The sequence below is a fragment of the Enterobacter cloacae complex sp. ECC445 genome (assembly GCF_021892025.1).
Lineage (GTDB): Bacteria > Pseudomonadota > Gammaproteobacteria > Enterobacterales > Enterobacteriaceae > Enterobacter > Enterobacter chengduensis.
Map to the genome: position 1 here is coordinate 35707 of NZ_JAKLRZ010000010.1, position 17179 is coordinate 52885.

Genomic DNA, 17179 nt, shown 5'->3' on the forward strand with positions numbered 1-17179 from the left:
TCCCGTGGGGAAGCTCTTCCTTGTAATTAAGAAGGAAGACAATATGTTTAATTATGATGACATGAAAAATTATGTGCGTGCTGAACTGGGCGGCATGGGGATTGATTTTGATGAGGCTGACATTATTGCTTCTGTATGTCATACACAAGGCGATGAGGTCTCACTATCCTGCAAGCTAAAAGGTTCTGACCTTATAGATGCCGTCGATATCTATATAGGCACTTTATCAGCTTGCACGCCTCTGAGTGCAGAGCACACGGCCCTCAGTAAAAAAATTAAATCCCTTCTCTCGGCATATGATAATTTGGCCTATGAGGAAATTATCATTGAAGGGAAACACTATGCCAGCAGCCTGGTGGAGTTTGAACCAGTCGTGGATGAAATCCTTGCCCACAGTGCTGACGTAACCCAGCGGTCGGGTTTTGATCTCCGGACCTACAACCATTTAATGGAAGTGAACGGGGAAGTGCATATTGCACGTTTTGCCCTGCAAAAATTCTGGGATACTGAATTCGAAGCATTCGTTGAATATTTACAGGATTTACTGACCGAGAGTTTGTACCGGGCATACGCAACCTTTTCCAGTATAAGTATGGCCATCTACGGACTGAGTGAATATGAGTATAGCCGCCGGATTTACGACGGTTTAACGCTTAATATTACTCTAATGGACGAGATGGACTCTTTTGGATACGAAGACTGTTATATGGATGAAGTAACATTGCCTAACGGTAAAGTTATTCAGAAGCGTAACAATGAAACGATTATCAATATTTTCAATAGTGCAGCTGACGAGTCGAGCCTTCCTGCTGTGATGCGCATTTTATTTACTGATGAGAATGGAGACGAAGTTTATTCTTCATACTCAGGAACGTATGTCTCTAAAGAAAAAAATGGGATGCTGAAAATTGCAGACCGGACAAGCCTTTTGAGTGAGGCGTTCCACGAACTCAGAAACATCATGACATTACCTGCCTCCCGTGCAGCTTAGATGTAGATGTCCTTAAAATATGTAAGATGTAACGATAAAAAGGTACGAGCTCCCGCGAAGGGGGTTTGTGCCTTTTTTTTTGCCTGTACCGTGCCGGGTGGCGATCTGGTTCACCAGTACACCGGGTAACACTTTACGGGACAATGACATTTATAAACACGCCTGACCCATCATCAGAAATGTGCTAAAGCAGGGAAATCAGGCCGGTTAGTGAAAAAATCAGCCCACCCGGATTTGTATACTGTTTTCAACAGCGTGAAAGGAGATTTTATGACCCGCTTCAGTTCCCATAGCCAGTCCGTGCAGGTAAATGCCTTTTCGCCGGTTGAGTCTGAATTCCTTTACAAACACACGGCTTTCAGCATCGAGCGTTTACTGAATAATCCCGATGATAGTCAGCTTGAATATCTGTTTGAGCGGCCTGCTGATGCGGTACGGGAGGAACTGATGTTGAGGTTCCTCCGTGGAGAGCAATATATAACGACGGTGACGTGCAGTAATTTTTCTGCGGAAAATGGTTGTCTAGGCCACGTGCCGGAGTAGCGTTTCGTAAGGCTGTTTTAAATACCCTGAGAATTAAAATTAATGTTAACCGAATCGTTCTATGACTGCGTGATATATGCCGTTACGGCGGTGATCCTCATCTCTGCATTTTGGGAAAACAAGCAAAGTCGCTTTGCGTCTGTTTTTTTCTGGGGGAGTGTGGTGTTAACGGTCCTTCTGGTTGTCGCTGCGGCCACCAACTGGTGGTTATACCGTTCTGCTCTGGGCGGGGTCATTGTCATTTTCATAGTCAGCGGGTTATGCATGACCCGGTTCAGGCTGGTTGTCTATGCGCTGCGATTTCAGAAGCTGACTTCAGGCCTGGCGCAACGGGTGCGGGCAGGATGTCGGATCTTACTGGTTCTGCCTGAAGGTGAAGAAGAAAAAGAAGTGCTTCTGTCCCGGCTGCGTAAGGCCTTAACGGACGACGCTTTTATACATGTACCCGGAGCTCTCGGGCCGCGTTCGGATGATGTGTTGAGTCGACTCTCCGCTCTTCATTCAGCGGGTACCGGCTACCTACTGGTTTGTGAAGGGCAAGTCGCAGCCAGGAGCTGGCTGAGCGTGGTTGAGAATGGTGACCCGCAAACCTCTATTGCTGTTAATTTTCATTTGATCCCTGATCTGGAGTGAGAACGCATGACAAGTGAACTGGACCCTCTGAGCCGTGACGATATTCCGTTTGATACCCGCAATCAGGTGCGCCTGCATTTAAGTCGCGGCACACATAAAATGCTGGCGGGTGCTAAAGCCATACTTCAGACGCGGGGGCTTGAGGACGTAGCCATTGAAGATTTGTTGCGAGCCTGTCTGGAGGAACACCAGCCGATTGACATGGCCAGTATTTATCTGGAACACCTGCTTAAACAACGTGGGAATAGCATTTGTGATTATTAGGGTACCGGAGGTTGTTAGATTTCCTGCTTGCTGTGTTTAGATAGCGGGTATAGCCGATAAATCAGGGATCAACATGCAAAGTAAGGGTAAAAGCACCGTGGTAGAGAGAATTTATAAAGAAGAATTAGCGTTGTCGTTGTCATGCTGGATTTTCTCTTCCTCGCTTAGTCAGTGGGACACACGGATCTTTTATGGCGTTGAGGTTGCGCCTGGTGAAAATGTGGGTCCGGATCCCCGGCGGGAAGCCTTTTTCCGCTTTGTGGTTAACGAAGACGGTTTTGATGCCGGAAAGCAGGCTGACGGTCTGGATTTATGCTGCTTTTCAATGCCGCGTGACGCCATACCGGGCGAAGAGTTTTCAGAATTCGAACGAATGACTGTACTGACCGGCGAACTGGTTAACGGTTTGCTGTTGTCTCTGCCGGAATATCTGGATATGCCGGGACCTCTTGCCTATCAGATCCGGGATGAAATAAACGGTTTTAATGCGCTGGCGGGGGACGGGGTCTTCCATGGCTGGGGGACATCGGCCGAGCTGTGGAGAAATGAAATCTATCCGCGTACCACGATCCAGCTGATGAATACGGCCGCAATCCATTAACCGACACAGGGGGAAGGCTTGCAAAAAAATTTGTTTCTTCTGGAGTGGAAGCTCTGTCAGTCGCGGGCCTGGTTGGGCTGGATGGTTCTGTGGACAGGGATCAGTTTTATCCAGCTATTTGGACTGCTAATGACCAGCTATCTCCTGGGCCACTCCATTTTACCCCCGGTATGGCTTTTGATTTGGCTATCTCCCTTACCGGGTTTTATGGTGAAGGTCCGGGCCGTCGAACTGGACAGTATGCTGGTACAGTCATTTTACCTGGCGGGGATTAACATTTTCACCCGCCGGGTGCCGTTGATGCCGGGAACCTGGTCTGTTGACCGGGTGAACGGACGCTATCGGCTGAACAGGATCACGCAGGATGGACATACCGTGCATTACCCGTATCGCCCGTGCCAGCTGCCGTTATTTCTGACGCCAGAAATTATAAGTTCGACCAGGAGCAGCACCGATGAGTGAAAATCCAGAAGCGGTCAGCGCGGCGACTTCCTGTTTGCTGTATGTTCATCAGTACCGTGATAAACGCGGGAATGGTTTAAGCGTGACCAATGCCCTGATCCTGGACTGGCTGGACTCCGCAGAACGTCGCGGGCTGTGCTCACGACCTGCTCTCAAGTGCCTTCGCAACGCGCTTAAAAAAGCCAAAAAGAACCAGGTGAAGGATTTGATGAGTATCCTTGAGCTGCTCATTGAGGGTGATGGCGCAATACCGGAAATTCCGAACTCTCCCTTAGCCCGGGTACAGGATCTGCGTGATGCATTGACCCGACGTGGCTGGTGGGTAAAATTCGGAACCCAGACGGACTGGGAGAGGCTGGATCTGCTAAGCCGCACCGTCTGTTTTGGTCTGCTTACCGACGTCGAACGCTGCTTCGATTTTCGGGGTCAGCAGATTGAGCCTTTATCCCTGTACTTTACCGGGGAGTGCCAGGACTTTGCGAAAGAGGCGCATCTCTGCGGATTTCATTGCCAGGCAGGACAGCCGGAATCGGTGGATAACATCCTGGTCTGGCGCTGCGACATTTATTCGGGAGAGGTCTATGACGACCGAAAGACTGACAGAGCTGCATGATGTGATTCTCACTGAGATCGACCGGCTTGGAGAGTATCTCGATGCTCATCTACCCGTCCGTTCGACGTTGATGAAGATCCACCCCGTAACGCGGCATAACGAGCGGATGCAGGTAATCAACAGTCTGGATGTTGATACCACTGATGATGTATCACCGAAAGCGATCCTGGATGCTCTGAAGCACTTTCAGGTATCAGATATCGCAACACTGTCGACCGAATCGACCAAAATCACCCAGAAATATCCCGGTATTATTATTGTACCGGGTGATCCTAAGGTACTTAATCGGCACATCGAAGCCATTAATACTGCAAAAATTACTTTTGCTTCGGCCTTGAGAAAAGTGGCGGCAGATAAATCTCGCCGCTTTGAGAAGGTACACCAACAGTTCCCGGGGCTTATTGTTCAGCAGGCAACGCGAAAAATTTACTTTGTAGAGGGGCAACTTAATAAAGTTACTTTTTCATGGCGAATGCACCGTAATCAGGATGTGAAAGACCATTCCCAGCTGATGAGTCTTTTGGAAAAGCGTCTCGCAGTGGCCAAAATGTCCCCTGCCACCAACGGACCCGAAAAACTGGTCGAGATTGAGAAAGCTATCGATGCTCTGGAAAACCGTGTGCTGAAACAGGGAGAGTCATTTCGCCTACGTCGCGATAATGCTTTCCCTGTTCCGATTGCCCATCTGTTTGTGAAGCGTCCAGAGGATCAGCAACGAGCTGGTGGAAAGTACCTCGATGTGAATTATTTTGTTAAACCGGCTTCGCTGCCGTTTTTCGCAACGGGTAATGACCCAGAAGTGACTGTTCTGAAAACGTGGTATCCGCGAGAACCAGGCAAAGTGCGTAAACAAGATCTGGAGTACTCCGACCTCTTGCCCGGGGTGGAGACGGGTATCTATATCGTCAGAGATGCTTGAGGAGAGCATATGCAATGGATTTCTACCGCCAGCCAGCAAATTGATGAGCGCCTCTACATGGTGTTCTTGTGGGCGAAAAAATACCATGCCGATTCTATTCACCGGGTGGTCTACACCGTGGATCTGCAAAAATCACGACACCCAGCGCAAGAGGATCAGGTACGGGCAGAGTTGCTGTGCGGAAACTATTTTCTGTTGCGCAAGGAAAATCAGATTGATCATCTCTGGAACGGCCATGAGCTAAGCTGGCAGGCTTACACACCCGCCCTCCAGTCCCTGCTGCTGGGGAAAGACGTCCCGGAAACACTGCGTCCGCTCGCCGATTATATGCATATGCGCTGGCAGGGTTTAACCATGGTGCCCATGACCGGCACTCTCCGGACGTCAGCGATGGAAGATGGCATTTGCTGGGTCAAAGTGGATATGCGCTACTACTGGCGTAACGAGGTCGTCGAGTCTGTGCTGGGGCCGGTGCAGGTGACGCAAAAGGCACTGGTCCGGTTCGGCACCATGGCCAAACATGATGCCAATGCGAGTGCCCTGCGAATGCTGAGCCGCCGGTTGACGTCAGAGTTTCTTATCGAGTTTGAGATGGAGGCACAGGAACTCAGTCGCAAGCAGGAGATGTTCGGGACGAAAGACGTCAAAATGTACTTTCATTCGCACTACCCGAGCCAGAAATTGCTGCTGGTCCGCACTCACGGGAAGGAATGGATGATGGTCGATGCGTTTTTGTTCCATCATACCAAACCAAAAAATAGCGGTAAGACGGCCAGGCGTAAACCCAAAACCAACGTCGCGGTTAACTAAAAAAAGGAGTGCATTAGTGCAACTGGCAATTATGATTGGCATTGTCATCTTCATGGCAATCGGTGCTTCTTTTCTCACCAATTATTGCGTCACGGTGCTGGAAAAACTCTATTTTAAACAGGCGCTGAGCATGGAGTACTTTGCCTGGCTTCGGGTTATGTTCGCGGGCATTTTGTATGTCTTCGTACTGGCTATTCCCACCTTTGAGCTGATCTACACCCTGAAACTGATTTCACTGGCCAATATTGCAATACAGACCATGAAGCTTAATGGGGTCTACAAACTTAAGCGCAGGAATGGCACTATGCCGGTCAAACCAGTTTCGCCGTTGGCCCGGTTTAATCCCTTTAAAAAGAAATGAACGTGATAACTGCCAGCTCCTGTAAGTACTGGCGTTTAATTGTTAAAAAAATAAAGGGGGAAGCATGAATAAAAGATGCTTGCTAATGGCCATGAGTTTGTTGCTGTACGGCTGCGATCAATTTTGTGAAACTGGTGTGAATACCCTAAAGCAGGATATCGCTCGTGATGCGATGAAGATCCCCTCCATTGTCATCTATCCTGGCTGGACGATGGACGATCATGGCAAGCCTGCAACGGTGTACGGCACCAACCTCTGTCCGGAGGGTATATTCAGCAACGTGAGTGAGAATGGATGTCTGGTAATTGAACCTGCTGATAAAACCGTCACGGTCAGTGTTCTTGCTGCTAATTCCGGCATCAATAAAGCACAACATGAAACCTGGCTCGTTGAGCGGTCGGGTGCTGCTCCTGATGATGTTATCAGGCTGAAGCGTCCGGATAAGACGTATATCAGTGAGTGGAAAGGCACCAGCGGTCAGTGGAGCATGTCATATTCTGCTGAATGACAATTAAGGCTTGGAAGATGAATAACACGGTACCAGTGGTCAGAAAAAAGCAATATTTAAAAGCTCTGCTAAAAACGATAGTGGCCATCTATGTGGTCATTTTTATAGCCTCTTTTACAGAGTTCCAGATCTGGGTTCATGCCGATAAATACCCGTCGTGGCTGGCAAAACCTCTCGCTATAAAGAATTATCCGCCGTCCATGACCGATGGGGGATTGTTCGAGTATGTGGATAAAGTGTGCGGCCCTACACGGGGTATGATTGCCTTTTCGGAAAAGATCAACGGGCACTTTGTCCGTTGTGATCATGCGCTCTCCGCTACCGCGTGGTGGCACGGTGTGTATCGCATCGTGCCTGAGTCATCGAATTAAAAAACAGGGCAGTACACGTTACTCGCCTGGAAAAAACGGGCCATCAACCGGGCCCGAACGCGATTTGCCGCTTCACGCCTCCCGAAAGGCCTCACGCATAAACAGCGTCATTGCCTTGTTCCCGGCTTCGATATTGCGAATATAACGAAGCACCATTTCCTCGCTTGACCAGTTCCCCATTTCCATAATTTGCACCAACGTGAACCCGTTCTGCGCAAGCTGAATGGCACCGCCTACGCGAACGCTGTGACCGGTCCAGCACAGGCTCTCATCCTCATCGGGGTTCAGCGTGTGCCAGAGAGAGTAAAACGCCCTTAACAGGGTGTCCTTGCTAAGAATTCCTTCATCATCGGCCTTTTCCTCCTCCACTTCCTGAACTACCGTCCTGCTGGCCCGATAGGGCATGTTGTGGCGCTGAAGCAGCGTATCGATATCGTTGCCCCGGCTGCGAAGTCGCCAGCCTTCAGGCATATAACCGGTGTCGTGCGCGTTCACCGCCTGAAAGAGAAATTCCGTCGGGTGGGTGCGCCCATCCTTGCCAACCAGGTTCATCAGTCGCAGGAGGCTGGTGGAGAGCTGCGGTGACAGGCGATAGGACAGATTGGTGCTGGCAGTGGTTTTAGTACGGTATACCGACAGGGTGAATGCAAGAGACATATCATCCAGCCGGAGATCCTGGAGCCGGATCCGGCGGATTTCTACTGAGCGGAGGAGCGTCTCAAATCCCAGCCAGATAAGGCACAGGTCACGAAGCTTCCTGACGGAGTGGGTCCCGGCATAGAGGGCTATCAGTTTTTTGAGATCGGGAAGCATAAAGGGCGTTGCCTGACGCGTTACCGTCTGACGCCGGGTTTCATCATTTTTCAGGGTTTCCAGAATGAACCAGATTTCTGAAGAGAGAACGCCGGGTGCATCGAGCCCTTTTTTATGAATGCTGTTTAAAGCCTGGACGCAGCTGACGACGCTACTGCGGCGAAGCCTGCCTCCCAGGTGCTCGACAAAAGCTTCAAAAGCTTCCGGGTGTGCCGGTATAGCGCTGGCGGGCCAGCTGGTTTCGTGGGCTGCATTGGCGTAATACCAGTCCCCCCAGACTCGCATCCAGTGCAGGTATGTTTTGGCTGTGTTGAATTTGAGATGAGAGAAATAGCGGACCAGGCGGGTCATTAACCGGCCGTCGGTGTTTAACCGTGCAACCTGCGTTAGCACGTCGGCCTCCGCAATACGGTGGGTTATTTCTTTCATAAATCGCGTTGCCTCGCCACTGGATGAATCAACAGTAATGATAACATTGCCTATATCCAGATAAAATAAGCTGACAGCACCAAAAGTAGGATATGCTAGGTGCATAAGACTATGGGACCAGGCTCGCTGATGCGAGAATTAATTATGACGGACAAGTACTAACATAAGGCCAAACATGTCTGAAAGTAAGCAGCAATATCTGATGAAATTCCGTAAATGCTCTACCTTTGAAACCCTCGATCTTGTATTCGAACGCATTAGTGAGAAAACCGCGAATGTCGATTCAATGGAGTTATCCGGCGCTTACGATCACCGTAAGGCCGAGCTGACCATGAAGAAGCTTTACGATAAAGTCCCAGCCAGCGTCTGGGCATTTGTCAGATAACAGGAATGTCGAAAATTAATATATTTTGCATCCGAATAATAAAAAGTAACTTTTTTAATATTCAAACACTGAATTGTGAGTACAAGAATATTGACCCCCTGAGAGAAAATATCTAACTGCCCATTCGATATACTGTCTCCGGAATGAAGAGGGGGATGGCGAATATGCGAAAGAGTTACACCTACGGCATACCGTTCGGTATACACAAAAAAACAGGGCAGATCCTCGATATCACCGAGGTGGAGCGGGGAACGGACTGCGGCTGTATCTGCCCCGGCTGTAAGACAGAGCTGGTGGCTAAGCAGGGAGAGGTCAACCTCTGGCATTTCGCTCACTCGACGGCGCTGCTCGGCGACTGTGATGGACTGATGCAGGCTATCCGGGCCAAGATCATCGAGATCCTGAACGAACAATGTCAGCTGGCGGTGCCGCACGTGCTCGAAGGGTACGAAGGTGGAACAGTCACGCTGGACAAAGTGGAAGAAAGCCAGCGTATGTTTGGCGCTACCGCCGATCTGGTAGTCACTATTGATAAGCTCCGGGTCGGGGTATTTCTGGATCTAGACCGAACGCTGGCATCCTGCCTGTCCTTTGAGCAGCTCCATCCTTCTGAGCCGGTCGCCGCCCTGCGGATAGACGTGCCTGATCTCGAATTCGAGCTGGGCCGGGTACAACGAGGCGAGCGGCACTGTACCTACAGCGAATGTATCGAGGAGCTCATCACCGGGGATGCTGCGTCCCGCGAGTGGTTGTATCATCCGGTGCTTCATCAGCTCAATGGTGAAAAGCAAAAAATCTATCATGGCCGGGAGCCAGCGGAAGCCGGTCCACTTCGGCAGCGGCTGGCCGACCATGCCATTGTCATGCGGGACACCTTACCTGCCAGCAAGAATGCGTTAATCATGCAGCGTCGGGCGACGATAACCTGTCTGAGTCGGCTGACGGTACGGGGTACCGAGATAGCTCAGACCGACGAATTTCCACTATTCCTGCGTTACTTCCGGCTGCACTGTTTTGAGAATTGCGACACGGTGAGCATCGAAAAACTGGCAATCTTTTCAGACATGATAGCCGCCACCGAAGAGGGGCAGCGCCTCACTCAGGAGGAGCGGGACTATCTGGGGGAGCTGGTCCGCATCGGGTACTTTAACCAGCGCCTTTGCGAGGCGTTCGTCACGAAAAGCGATGACCCGGAACCGGAGAAAGGGTATTCCGGGGAGCTCTTCTAGCGCCATCGGGGCCATCATCTGCCGGTCCGACAGGGATGGCTGAGCCCGATGGCCGGTAGCCCCCTTAATTCCACCGGATACTGTGCAGTGCGTCACGCAGCTGTGTCCTGACCTTGTCATCTCCGCTCGATTTAAACGAAGTGGTCACGATAGCGGTGGCGTTCCCGGCGGGAACCTGCTGCATCTCAACCTGCCAGAAAGCATCTGTTTTGCCATCCGTTCGCTGATAGCGTGTCACAACACTGGCTTTGCCTGCCAGTTCGCCGACCGAGCAGGCAGGGGCGGTGACGATCTTCATTCCCCATTTACCAAGGGATTCTCTCAATGGACCCGCCATAAGACGGCACATTTCATCCAGATCCGCTTTGCTGGCGCCTTTGATATCTGCGTCGGTCAACCTTGCTGATGAAAAAGAGGCCCGAAAAATTCCGGAATTCCGCCGTGCGTCGGAGTCTGAATTAGCGGCGAGCGGCGTCAGACTTGGGGGAGTGCCGTCAGCCGGTACACGGTTTTTAATCGCGGTTATTTGGTCTGAAGACAACAGATGCCAGCTTTCAGGAAGCTCAACACTCATGCCATTGCCCACCACATAACGATGATGGCCCGGGGACGGGAGTGCGTCCGGTGAAGGCAGCTGTGAAACCGCAGTGGAGGGGTCAGCCTGCACATTGTTGCGTTTTGGTTCTGCGGCGAAGAAAAATATAATTTTAAAGGCAATAAAAACGCCGACCATAAACAGAATTTTCTTTAACGTTTTCATTCAGTGTTCCCGGTCATATACGGACGATTGGCCCGCTTGTGTACGGGCCGGGGCAGGTAAAATGGAGAAATGAAAAAGCCAGAATGGCCAGTTACGACACCTTGTCCCTGAGCCATCGGGTCAGCCCGGTGGATACGATGAGTTCTGCCAGCCGGTTGGGGCCAATCAGGGTGACGCCATCATGCACACGATCCTCACGCAAAGCCCCCCGGTGCCAGACAAAGAACATCCGGCTGTAGCTGTGGCTTGCCTGGAACAGTGACAGGTATTCAGACAATACCGACTCGTCGGCGACAGACTTCACCTGGACGAAGGCCCGCTCTCTGGTGGTGGGCAGCTCCAGTTCAATATCGACCATCTTCTGTGTCCTGCCAAGGGCGCCGGTTCTCCGCCAGCCACTGGCGGAAAAAATCAGATCCACAAGGAGCTCAAAATCCTGCCAGGTCAGCAAACTACACAGCCCTGATATAGCCTTCAGGTACTGCGCTTCAGCAAGGTCGGCGGCGATAATCTCTGGTGAAAGTTCGTCATTGATTTTGCGAAGAGCGTAGCTGGCGAGGCGCACATCGCAGATGGTCCCCCGGTAGTTCTGGGTCGCGAGAAGCTCACCGCTGAGGACGCTGTAGGAAAGAAGGTGACCGGCCAGACTGATGCTGTGCCAGCCGTTAACTGTCGGTCGCATCCTGCTGCCATCTTCCAGTTCGGTGACGTCACCGCAGGGCTGGCACCAGTGCATCAATCCCTGACTGAAGGTGATGAAGACTATGTCGGGGGTGGCGGTGTAAAACGCTTTTATCTGCCTGACATCACTGGTGGCCGTCGACGGATTATTATTCCTGAGCGGTAACCAGACTTTATGCACGTCCTCCCACTTTCCCTCAAGGCACATTTGGTGGGGCGTATCATGGTATCCGAACCGGATAGTGCCGGTAGCAAGACACTCGGGCTCCCATTCACCCCCTTCGCCCAGTTTGATGTATTTCACTTCCCTTGCCTGGATCTTTTCCATTAAGCCTCACGTTGTTGACTGGATATGATTCAGATTTTACGCCTGAATTCGAATTGACGCGTACTTTCGCATGATCGGTTTAACGGCACCTCACACAGGCAACCGGCAGATGGAAAGAAACTACCTGATAGCGGCAGATCCAGGCCGGTAGTGAAAAAAACGGCGCCAGCGAACCAGTACAATGGACGCTGTCAGTTTTCACATTTCACTGAGGGGAAGCGAGTGACGATCACGGAACAGTTTCAGCAGCACGCTGTGGCCCATATGCAAAACCTGAGTGCGGAAGCCCGGGCGGCATGGGCGACATTTTCGGAAGAGGGCGAGTGTGTCTCGATATCCTGTGAGGTGTACCGGGGATATCTGGGGCGCCACACCAATGCAGAATTTGTTGAGATGGCCACGTCGCACAACGGCATCCGTCCGGATGAATATTTTATCCCCTGGCTGGCGGGTCCACACGAGGTCATCGGCACGGTGACCCGCGATGATGCTTCCCCGGCTCCGGTGTATTTTTTCCGGCACAACGGGGTATATGCCATGGCCATCAGTGAAACCCAGGTCATGGATATGTGGCTGAGCTGGCCTCGTTATCCGGAAGGCTGGTAACCGGATGCGATACTCGATGCAGACCCGGGCGCTAAACCAGCAGCGTACCCGGGGAAGGGTAAGCAATCTGCATGTCATCATCCCACAAGCCCCTGCTAAGCCCAAGGGAGCTGTCAGGCTTCGCCTGATTTTGACTTTATCGCCGATCTTCAAGACGATAACTCTTTGTTTTCTTTTTATTTCCTCGTCATCTCCTCGAAACACGCGGGGCGCCCGTCAGGGTGACAGTGTTGCATGTTGGGGGAGGTCAGGTATGGGCGGAAATGGTGAGGTTTCTGACGGTGTTGACCTGCCCACTCTTTATATTGGGATGATGACATGCACAATACTTAAAACCTCATGAGCGCTCCGTTTAAGGAAACAGTCTGCGGTGCCGGTGACATCGGATATGCTGCGACTAATGAACAGAACTTAAAGGCTAATGACCATGATTAACATTCAATACTGCGGCATGCATATTTCACAAATCGCCGAAGAGGAATTCGGATATGGGTTTGACCCAAATGAAAGGTGGCCATCCCTTGTCCTGGCATCGAGCGAAACGGTTCCCGCTGTTGGCTCCAGTGAGTGGCGACTGGCATCTGAAGATTGTGGTGGGTTTTCTTGCGATACTTTTGACGCGGCCGTATTGCCACTTTCAATACGCTCTCAAATTGCTACAGTTCTGGAAAGTATCGTTGAGGAGCGCTTCACCAGCGACGGTCTGGATTACTTTAACATGATGGACAACCAGGCCCGGACTAAAATCAGAGAGGCCTATCTTTCAGTACTTCACAGTGTGGGTTTGTCCTGTAACGAGCAGAATTTGAAGCAGCTGACCCAGGCCCTCTATCCAGTAGATGCCACGGAAATGAATCTCTCCATTCTTTCCGATGATCAGATTGACCTGGGGGCGCTTCAGGTCAGTGAGGGACTGGTGATATTTATCGTGGGCCAAAACTGCGATTAGCCGAACGCAACTCAATAAGTTGAAGCAGTGTCAGTCATATTTACCGCCCGATAATTGGGTGCGTAAATTATCAGAGTCCCTAACACAGCGGTGATTAACCGGAGGAGTTACCTTGGAAGATGATAACATCATGGCCACCGGCATTGCCTTTAGCAAAAGAGAACCCTCAATGATGTTCTGTAAGTTATTCGCAATTATTCCGATGATGATGGTTTCCTCCATGGCATTTGCAGTAAATCCGGAAAGTGATTCGATGAATCTGAACCGGATGGTTAGCGGCGCACTGATCGACGGTTTGTGTGGCACATTATCGTATGCAAGCAGTCCCCTCAGCATTAACGAACGCGAATCCATAGTTCGTTGTGCCTGGTTTGCCAGTGAACGCGACAAACCGGCAAACGATGTCCTGTTTGGCAGGCTCGGCATCCGGCATTTTCACCTCAGGCATCTGAACAGGTATTACTGGCCGCCTGGTTAGCTTCAAAAGGGTAAATTGTCACAGTTAGGACGTTAAGAATTCTGATTGGCCGGTGTAGCGGAAGTGTTTTGAGTGACATCTCTTCGGCCTTCAATCATAGTCATCAACAAAACTGAATGTATTTACTGTTACTGGAGTCTCAGCAATGACCAATAAACCAGCAAATCTGGAACAGGGTGATTTAGCCCCCCCAACACTTCGATTTCAGATTCTAGAAGCGATCCGTTCGGCACAAGGAGATGCATCTCAGGCTTCTATCAATGTGTGCGCACTTCTTGAAGATGAATTTGGTTTCGGAGAAGAGGGGCATTTTGATGATGACCCAGCACTTATTTCCATACTTCTGGACCGGATATGACCCAAAGTAACGATCAGTGGCCAAATTTCACTATTCGGAGGTTAGTCACACTGTCGGTATTCAAATCTACGAGGGTCTAACGTGAGAGAACCACGGCCATATCACACGTTACAGGTTGTTCGTGTACCATCGCTGGACGTCACTGACCTGGGATTAACCAGTTTCCAGAGCTGGCTTGAATCACACGGTTACGACACGACAAACGCCCGAAACAACCGAACAGCATGGGCAAGAAGTGGAGGCTGGCACCTCAAACGATGCCGGAACCTTTCTACGGGTGTAGACGATTTTTGGTTTATTGCATTTAACGGGAAAGGTGGCGAGCTTTATCCACTCAAAACACAACGCGACTACCGCGCAGCATACCGCAAACTGGAAGCTGAAGGTTATGCGCCAGCGGTGATTGAACAAATGACGACGGGCGCCGCCTATAACCTCGCATATCCACGTAACCCCGTAAAACACGCTGAGAAAGCCTCCAGTACACCGAATCGGAAACCTGACGTGAATATTCAGGGTGAACATTGTGAGCGCGTGGTGACGCAACGCAGCGGCGTTGCTCAGGGTAAGTTTAAGGAACTCTTGATCGAGAACTTCTCCGGTCGTTGTGCAGTAACGGGATGGGTTAATGGTGGAGTGCTGGAAGCAGCACATATCGAACACGGGACAAGATATAACCCCTCAAACGGCATTCTGATGACGCCGACAATGCATGCGCTGTATGACGCAGATCTGATGGGCATTAATCCATCTACCCTTACCGTCCATTTCAAGCCAGGCATCGAACTGGGGGAGCAGTTCGAAGGAAGAAAAATTAACCCACAAGTGTACGACCTCGATATAAATCGTCTTGCCGTGCGTTGGGCGGAATACCTTGGGCATTGAAAGGATTATAAGTCTATACGCAGGTTTGTTTTTGACAATAACCGTATATTAGTCAGAGCTGGTGAAGCCGACACGCAAGAAAAAGCGTGGAATAATCTTCATATACAGGGTTTGAGGGCCAACCGTACCAAAACGTACGGTAAGAGGGAAATTATCATCTGAAAAATCGATTAATAGGCAGCGCTGTCCGATAAATGCCTTTTTCTGATTAAAAAAGTCACCATTGAAGGTCTGCTTTCCTTGTCTATTATATTTTATATATCAGACAGTTACATCACTAACGTGCGTTTTCAATCCAATGGACTTCAAACCCCAAGTACGGTTGGCTCTTCAGGCACTGTCAACCTTCAGCTTAGTTATCACATTTAACGGAGGCTTGGCCTTTCGGCTTTACCGTGAGATAGAAGAAGCCAATACAAATTGCGAACACTGAAACCACCTGCATACTTTTGACACCAAACATTAATGAAAGAACAAGCCCAATCAGTCCAACAATAAGGAACGTGGCAAAGAATAATGGCGGTTTAATAGTGTTACGCTTGTTCTTACAAGCGGCAGTATCAGAGTTCAGTTCAGGCACCTTTTGGACTTTGCCAGCTCTGGTTGGATTAGAAGAGTCGTGGTTACGCATTGCCTTAATATCCTATATTTGCTAAAAATAATTGCGTTAGTCTTTGGCTTTTTGCCTGCCTGTGATCATAATGCCGATCTTCACTAAACCAGACTATACTTTGAACCAACAATGATGTGAGGTTCTAGTGATTCGTTTCCGGCATAGCCGAAAAAAACCTGAATGATGTTTAAACAATAAAACATGTCAACCTCATACTTGCATCAGCCAGTTGATTTTACTATATCAGGCAAGCTCCCACTGTGCCAGAATAACATAACTATACCACATCATTATGACCTTTCAGGTGTAGCGGAAGCGTTTTGAGTGACATATCGTCTTATTTCCTGACCGTTTTGTCAGTCTTGGAAAATAAGTAGGTTGACGCTATCCCGGTGAAGAAACGTCTCTGGATCATAAGTGTCTTTTGAAAAGGTTTTACGCGATCTGGGATAATAACCGGGAAAACGAGGACACAAAAAAGAATACTGCGATGATAACGATAATGAATGGTAAAGGCATAAATATTTTAAGAAATGACCTGGCTTCCTTTGCATCTGCATCTTTTATCAAACGGTCCACATAGTGATCACGGCTCTTAGGTTCTGAATTTTTCATATGTTCTGTACCTGAAATTAGGTTCCGTATGAAAAAAAGGCCACCGGAGTGGCCTCCATCAAAGCTAGTGGCAAAAGTTAGATCAGGAAATCATCAAGACTTTTACCGGCTGCAAGTTGTTCTGCCAGAGCTTTGGGAGTACGCCCTTGTCCAGTCCACGTTTTGGTTTCGCCATTTTCGTCAGTAAATGAGTATTTGGCTGGGCGTGGATCACGGTTTTTCTTTGTAGCTGAAGATTTGGCCTGGAATGAGCCAAGTAGTTCTTCTGGGTTAATACCGTCTTCTTCCATTAACTTACGCAGAGCGTCAAGTTTCTCCTGACGAGCCTGCTGTTCGGCAGCTTTGGATGATTCATCCTTACGACGCTCATCAACAATAACATTAAGCTTTTCGAGGATTTCCTCAAGTACCTCTAAAGGTAGCTCGCGACCCTGGGCGCGAAGAGTACGAATATTGTTTAACGATTTGAGTGCTTCAGACATACGACCTCTCTTTCTAATTCTTTGAAAAGGGTTTACTTATTCATAATACACTCTATAAGGAAAAAGATGCCAGCTCTATCTTCCATGTTCAAAAATAGTTTGCTAAGAATACTCCTTATCTTTCTTATGCTGACTAAGTCGTGCTTTCAAAGTTGAACCGTGGTCTTAAAATTAAATCACGTCTTTGGGTTGTCCAGCTGTGACTCACCACAAAGGAAACGCAGAACAACATACGGAATCGGAAAAGGAAACCAGGCCAGAGACAATCCATATATAGCTGAAATAAACATCGGATAACTTAACTCACTGACAAAAGTCGAATCATTGTATTGTTGAATCGAAATGGCTGAAGCAAGAATCAAATTCAGAGTAAGGAAAATCCACTCCAGCCATCTTTTTTTATAAAAAGCATAAGCGAAAGCTGAAGGGTAAAAAACAAAGCAAAAAATCCCAGCTGCAATTACGTTCATAAAAGTAACTTTCCTCAAAGAG

General features: G+C 49.4%; 25 protein-coding genes. 19 read left to right on the forward strand and 6 right to left on the reverse strand.

What is annotated here, in order from left to right:
- Window positions 1-43 precede the first annotated feature (43 nt).
- From L6R44_RS10940 to L6R44_RS10995, 12 genes are all read left to right on the forward strand, one after another.
- Window positions 44-991, forward strand: a complete 948-nt coding sequence (locus L6R44_RS10940) for a hypothetical protein (RefSeq protein ID WP_237424191.1) — start codon at window positions 44-46, stop codon at window positions 989-991.
- 270 nt (window positions 992-1261) lie between these two features.
- A complete protein-coding gene (locus tag L6R44_RS10945) occupies window positions 1262-1534 on the forward strand; it encodes a hypothetical protein (RefSeq protein WP_237424192.1) in 273 nt (90 codons plus the stop codon).
- A gap of 42 nt (window positions 1535-1576) precedes the next feature.
- Window positions 1577-2167, forward strand: a complete 591-nt coding sequence (locus L6R44_RS10950) for a hypothetical protein (RefSeq protein ID WP_237424193.1) — start codon at window positions 1577-1579, stop codon at window positions 2165-2167.
- 6 nt (window positions 2168-2173) lie between these two features.
- The gene (locus L6R44_RS10955; RefSeq protein WP_237424194.1) at window positions 2174-2431 is read left to right on the forward strand and encodes a hypothetical protein; all 258 of its coding nucleotides are present in this window, start codon (window positions 2174-2176) and stop codon (window positions 2429-2431) included.
- Between the two features lie 73 nt (window positions 2432-2504).
- Entirely contained in the window at window positions 2505-3032 is a 528-nt protein-coding gene (locus L6R44_RS10960; protein ID WP_237424195.1) for a hypothetical protein, read from the forward strand.
- Window positions 3033-3161: 129 nt separating this feature from the next.
- Window positions 3162-3494, forward strand: coding sequence for a hypothetical protein (locus tag L6R44_RS10965; RefSeq protein ID WP_237424196.1), 333 nt, complete (start codon window positions 3162-3164; stop codon window positions 3492-3494).
- Window positions 3487-4107, forward strand: a complete 621-nt coding sequence (locus L6R44_RS10970) for a DUF2913 family protein (RefSeq protein WP_237424197.1) — start codon at window positions 3487-3489, stop codon at window positions 4105-4107. The genes L6R44_RS10965 and L6R44_RS10970 overlap by 8 nt, the downstream gene beginning before the upstream one ends.
- A complete protein-coding gene (locus L6R44_RS10975) occupies window positions 4076-5026 on the forward strand; it encodes a DNA replication terminus site-binding protein (RefSeq protein ID WP_237424198.1) in 951 nt (316 codons plus the stop codon). Before L6R44_RS10970 ends, L6R44_RS10975 begins: the two co-directional genes overlap by 32 nt.
- Window positions 5027-5035: 9 nt before the next feature.
- Window positions 5036-5836 (forward strand): hypothetical protein, encoded by an 801-nt coding sequence (locus L6R44_RS10980; protein ID WP_237424199.1) that lies wholly within the window; start codon window positions 5036-5038, stop codon window positions 5834-5836.
- Between the two features lie 16 nt (window positions 5837-5852).
- The gene (locus tag L6R44_RS10985) at window positions 5853-6197 is read left to right on the forward strand and encodes a hypothetical protein (RefSeq protein WP_237424200.1); all 345 of its coding nucleotides are present in this window, start codon (window positions 5853-5855) and stop codon (window positions 6195-6197) included.
- A gap of 64 nt (window positions 6198-6261) precedes the next feature.
- On the forward strand, window positions 6262-6705 hold the full coding sequence (locus tag L6R44_RS10990; RefSeq protein WP_237424201.1) for a hypothetical protein: 444 nt from the start codon (window positions 6262-6264) through the stop codon (window positions 6703-6705).
- A 17-nt stretch (window positions 6706-6722) separates the two neighbouring features.
- Entirely contained in the window at window positions 6723-7076 is a 354-nt protein-coding gene (locus L6R44_RS10995; RefSeq protein WP_237424202.1) for a hypothetical protein, read from the forward strand.
- Window positions 7077-7148: 72 nt separating this feature from the next.
- Here the strand turns inward: L6R44_RS10995 and L6R44_RS11000 are convergent, their stop codons facing one another.
- Entirely contained in the window at window positions 7149-8318 is a 1170-nt protein-coding gene (locus L6R44_RS11000; RefSeq protein WP_237424203.1) for a tyrosine-type recombinase/integrase, read from the reverse strand.
- 175 nt (window positions 8319-8493) lie between these two features.
- Between L6R44_RS11000 and L6R44_RS11005 the strand changes: the two genes are divergently transcribed.
- Both L6R44_RS11005 and L6R44_RS11010 read left to right on the forward strand, forming a co-directional pair.
- Window positions 8494-8703: an Hha/YmoA family nucleoid-associated regulatory protein gene (locus L6R44_RS11005; RefSeq protein ID WP_174341324.1), complete on the forward strand. Its 210-nt coding sequence runs from the start codon at window positions 8494-8496 to the stop codon at window positions 8701-8703.
- A 164-nt stretch (window positions 8704-8867) separates the two neighbouring features.
- Entirely contained in the window at window positions 8868-9932 is a 1065-nt protein-coding gene (locus L6R44_RS11010) for a competence protein CoiA family protein (RefSeq protein WP_237424204.1), read from the forward strand.
- A 64-nt stretch (window positions 9933-9996) separates the two neighbouring features.
- Here the strand turns inward: L6R44_RS11010 and L6R44_RS11015 are convergent, their stop codons facing one another.
- Window positions 9997-10692: a hypothetical protein gene (locus L6R44_RS11015; protein WP_237424205.1), complete on the reverse strand. Its 696-nt coding sequence runs from the start codon at window positions 10690-10692 to the stop codon at window positions 9997-9999.
- 91 nt (window positions 10693-10783) lie between these two features.
- Complete coding sequence (locus L6R44_RS11020; RefSeq protein WP_237424206.1) at window positions 10784-11701, reverse strand: restriction endonuclease; 918 nt, start codon at window positions 11699-11701, stop codon at window positions 10784-10786.
- A gap of 222 nt (window positions 11702-11923) precedes the next feature.
- Here L6R44_RS11020 and L6R44_RS11025 point away from each other — a divergent pair, with 222 nt between their 5' ends.
- The 5 genes from L6R44_RS11025 to L6R44_RS11045 all read left to right on the forward strand — a co-directional run bounded on the left by L6R44_RS11025 (window position 11924) and on the right by L6R44_RS11045 (window position 14977).
- Window positions 11924-12307, forward strand: coding sequence for a hypothetical protein (locus tag L6R44_RS11025; protein WP_237424207.1), 384 nt, complete (start codon window positions 11924-11926; stop codon window positions 12305-12307).
- Window positions 12308-12734: 427 nt separating this feature from the next.
- Complete coding sequence (locus tag L6R44_RS11030; RefSeq protein WP_237424208.1) at window positions 12735-13256, forward strand: hypothetical protein; 522 nt, start codon at window positions 12735-12737, stop codon at window positions 13254-13256.
- A 112-nt stretch (window positions 13257-13368) separates the two neighbouring features.
- A complete protein-coding gene (locus L6R44_RS11035; RefSeq protein ID WP_237424209.1) occupies window positions 13369-13734 on the forward strand; it encodes a hypothetical protein in 366 nt (121 codons plus the stop codon).
- 145 nt (window positions 13735-13879) lie between these two features.
- Entirely contained in the window at window positions 13880-14092 is a 213-nt protein-coding gene (locus L6R44_RS11040) for a hypothetical protein (protein ID WP_237424210.1), read from the forward strand.
- 81 nt (window positions 14093-14173) lie between these two features.
- Complete coding sequence (locus tag L6R44_RS11045) at window positions 14174-14977, forward strand: HNH endonuclease (RefSeq protein ID WP_237424211.1); 804 nt, start codon at window positions 14174-14176, stop codon at window positions 14975-14977.
- A gap of 352 nt (window positions 14978-15329) precedes the next feature.
- Here L6R44_RS11045 and L6R44_RS11050 read toward each other — a convergent pair whose 3' ends face one another.
- The 3 genes from L6R44_RS11050 to L6R44_RS11060 all read right to left on the reverse strand — a co-directional run bounded on the left by L6R44_RS11050 (window position 15330) and on the right by L6R44_RS11060 (window position 17157).
- Window positions 15330-15608, reverse strand: coding sequence for a hypothetical protein (locus tag L6R44_RS11050; RefSeq protein WP_237424212.1), 279 nt, complete (start codon window positions 15606-15608; stop codon window positions 15330-15332).
- Between the two features lie 674 nt (window positions 15609-16282).
- Window positions 16283-16687, reverse strand: coding sequence for an H-NS family histone-like protein (locus L6R44_RS11055; protein WP_237424213.1), 405 nt, complete (start codon window positions 16685-16687; stop codon window positions 16283-16285).
- Between the two features lie 176 nt (window positions 16688-16863).
- Complete coding sequence (locus L6R44_RS11060) at window positions 16864-17157, reverse strand: hypothetical protein (RefSeq protein WP_237424214.1); 294 nt, start codon at window positions 17155-17157, stop codon at window positions 16864-16866.
- Window positions 17158-17179 lie beyond the last annotated feature (22 nt).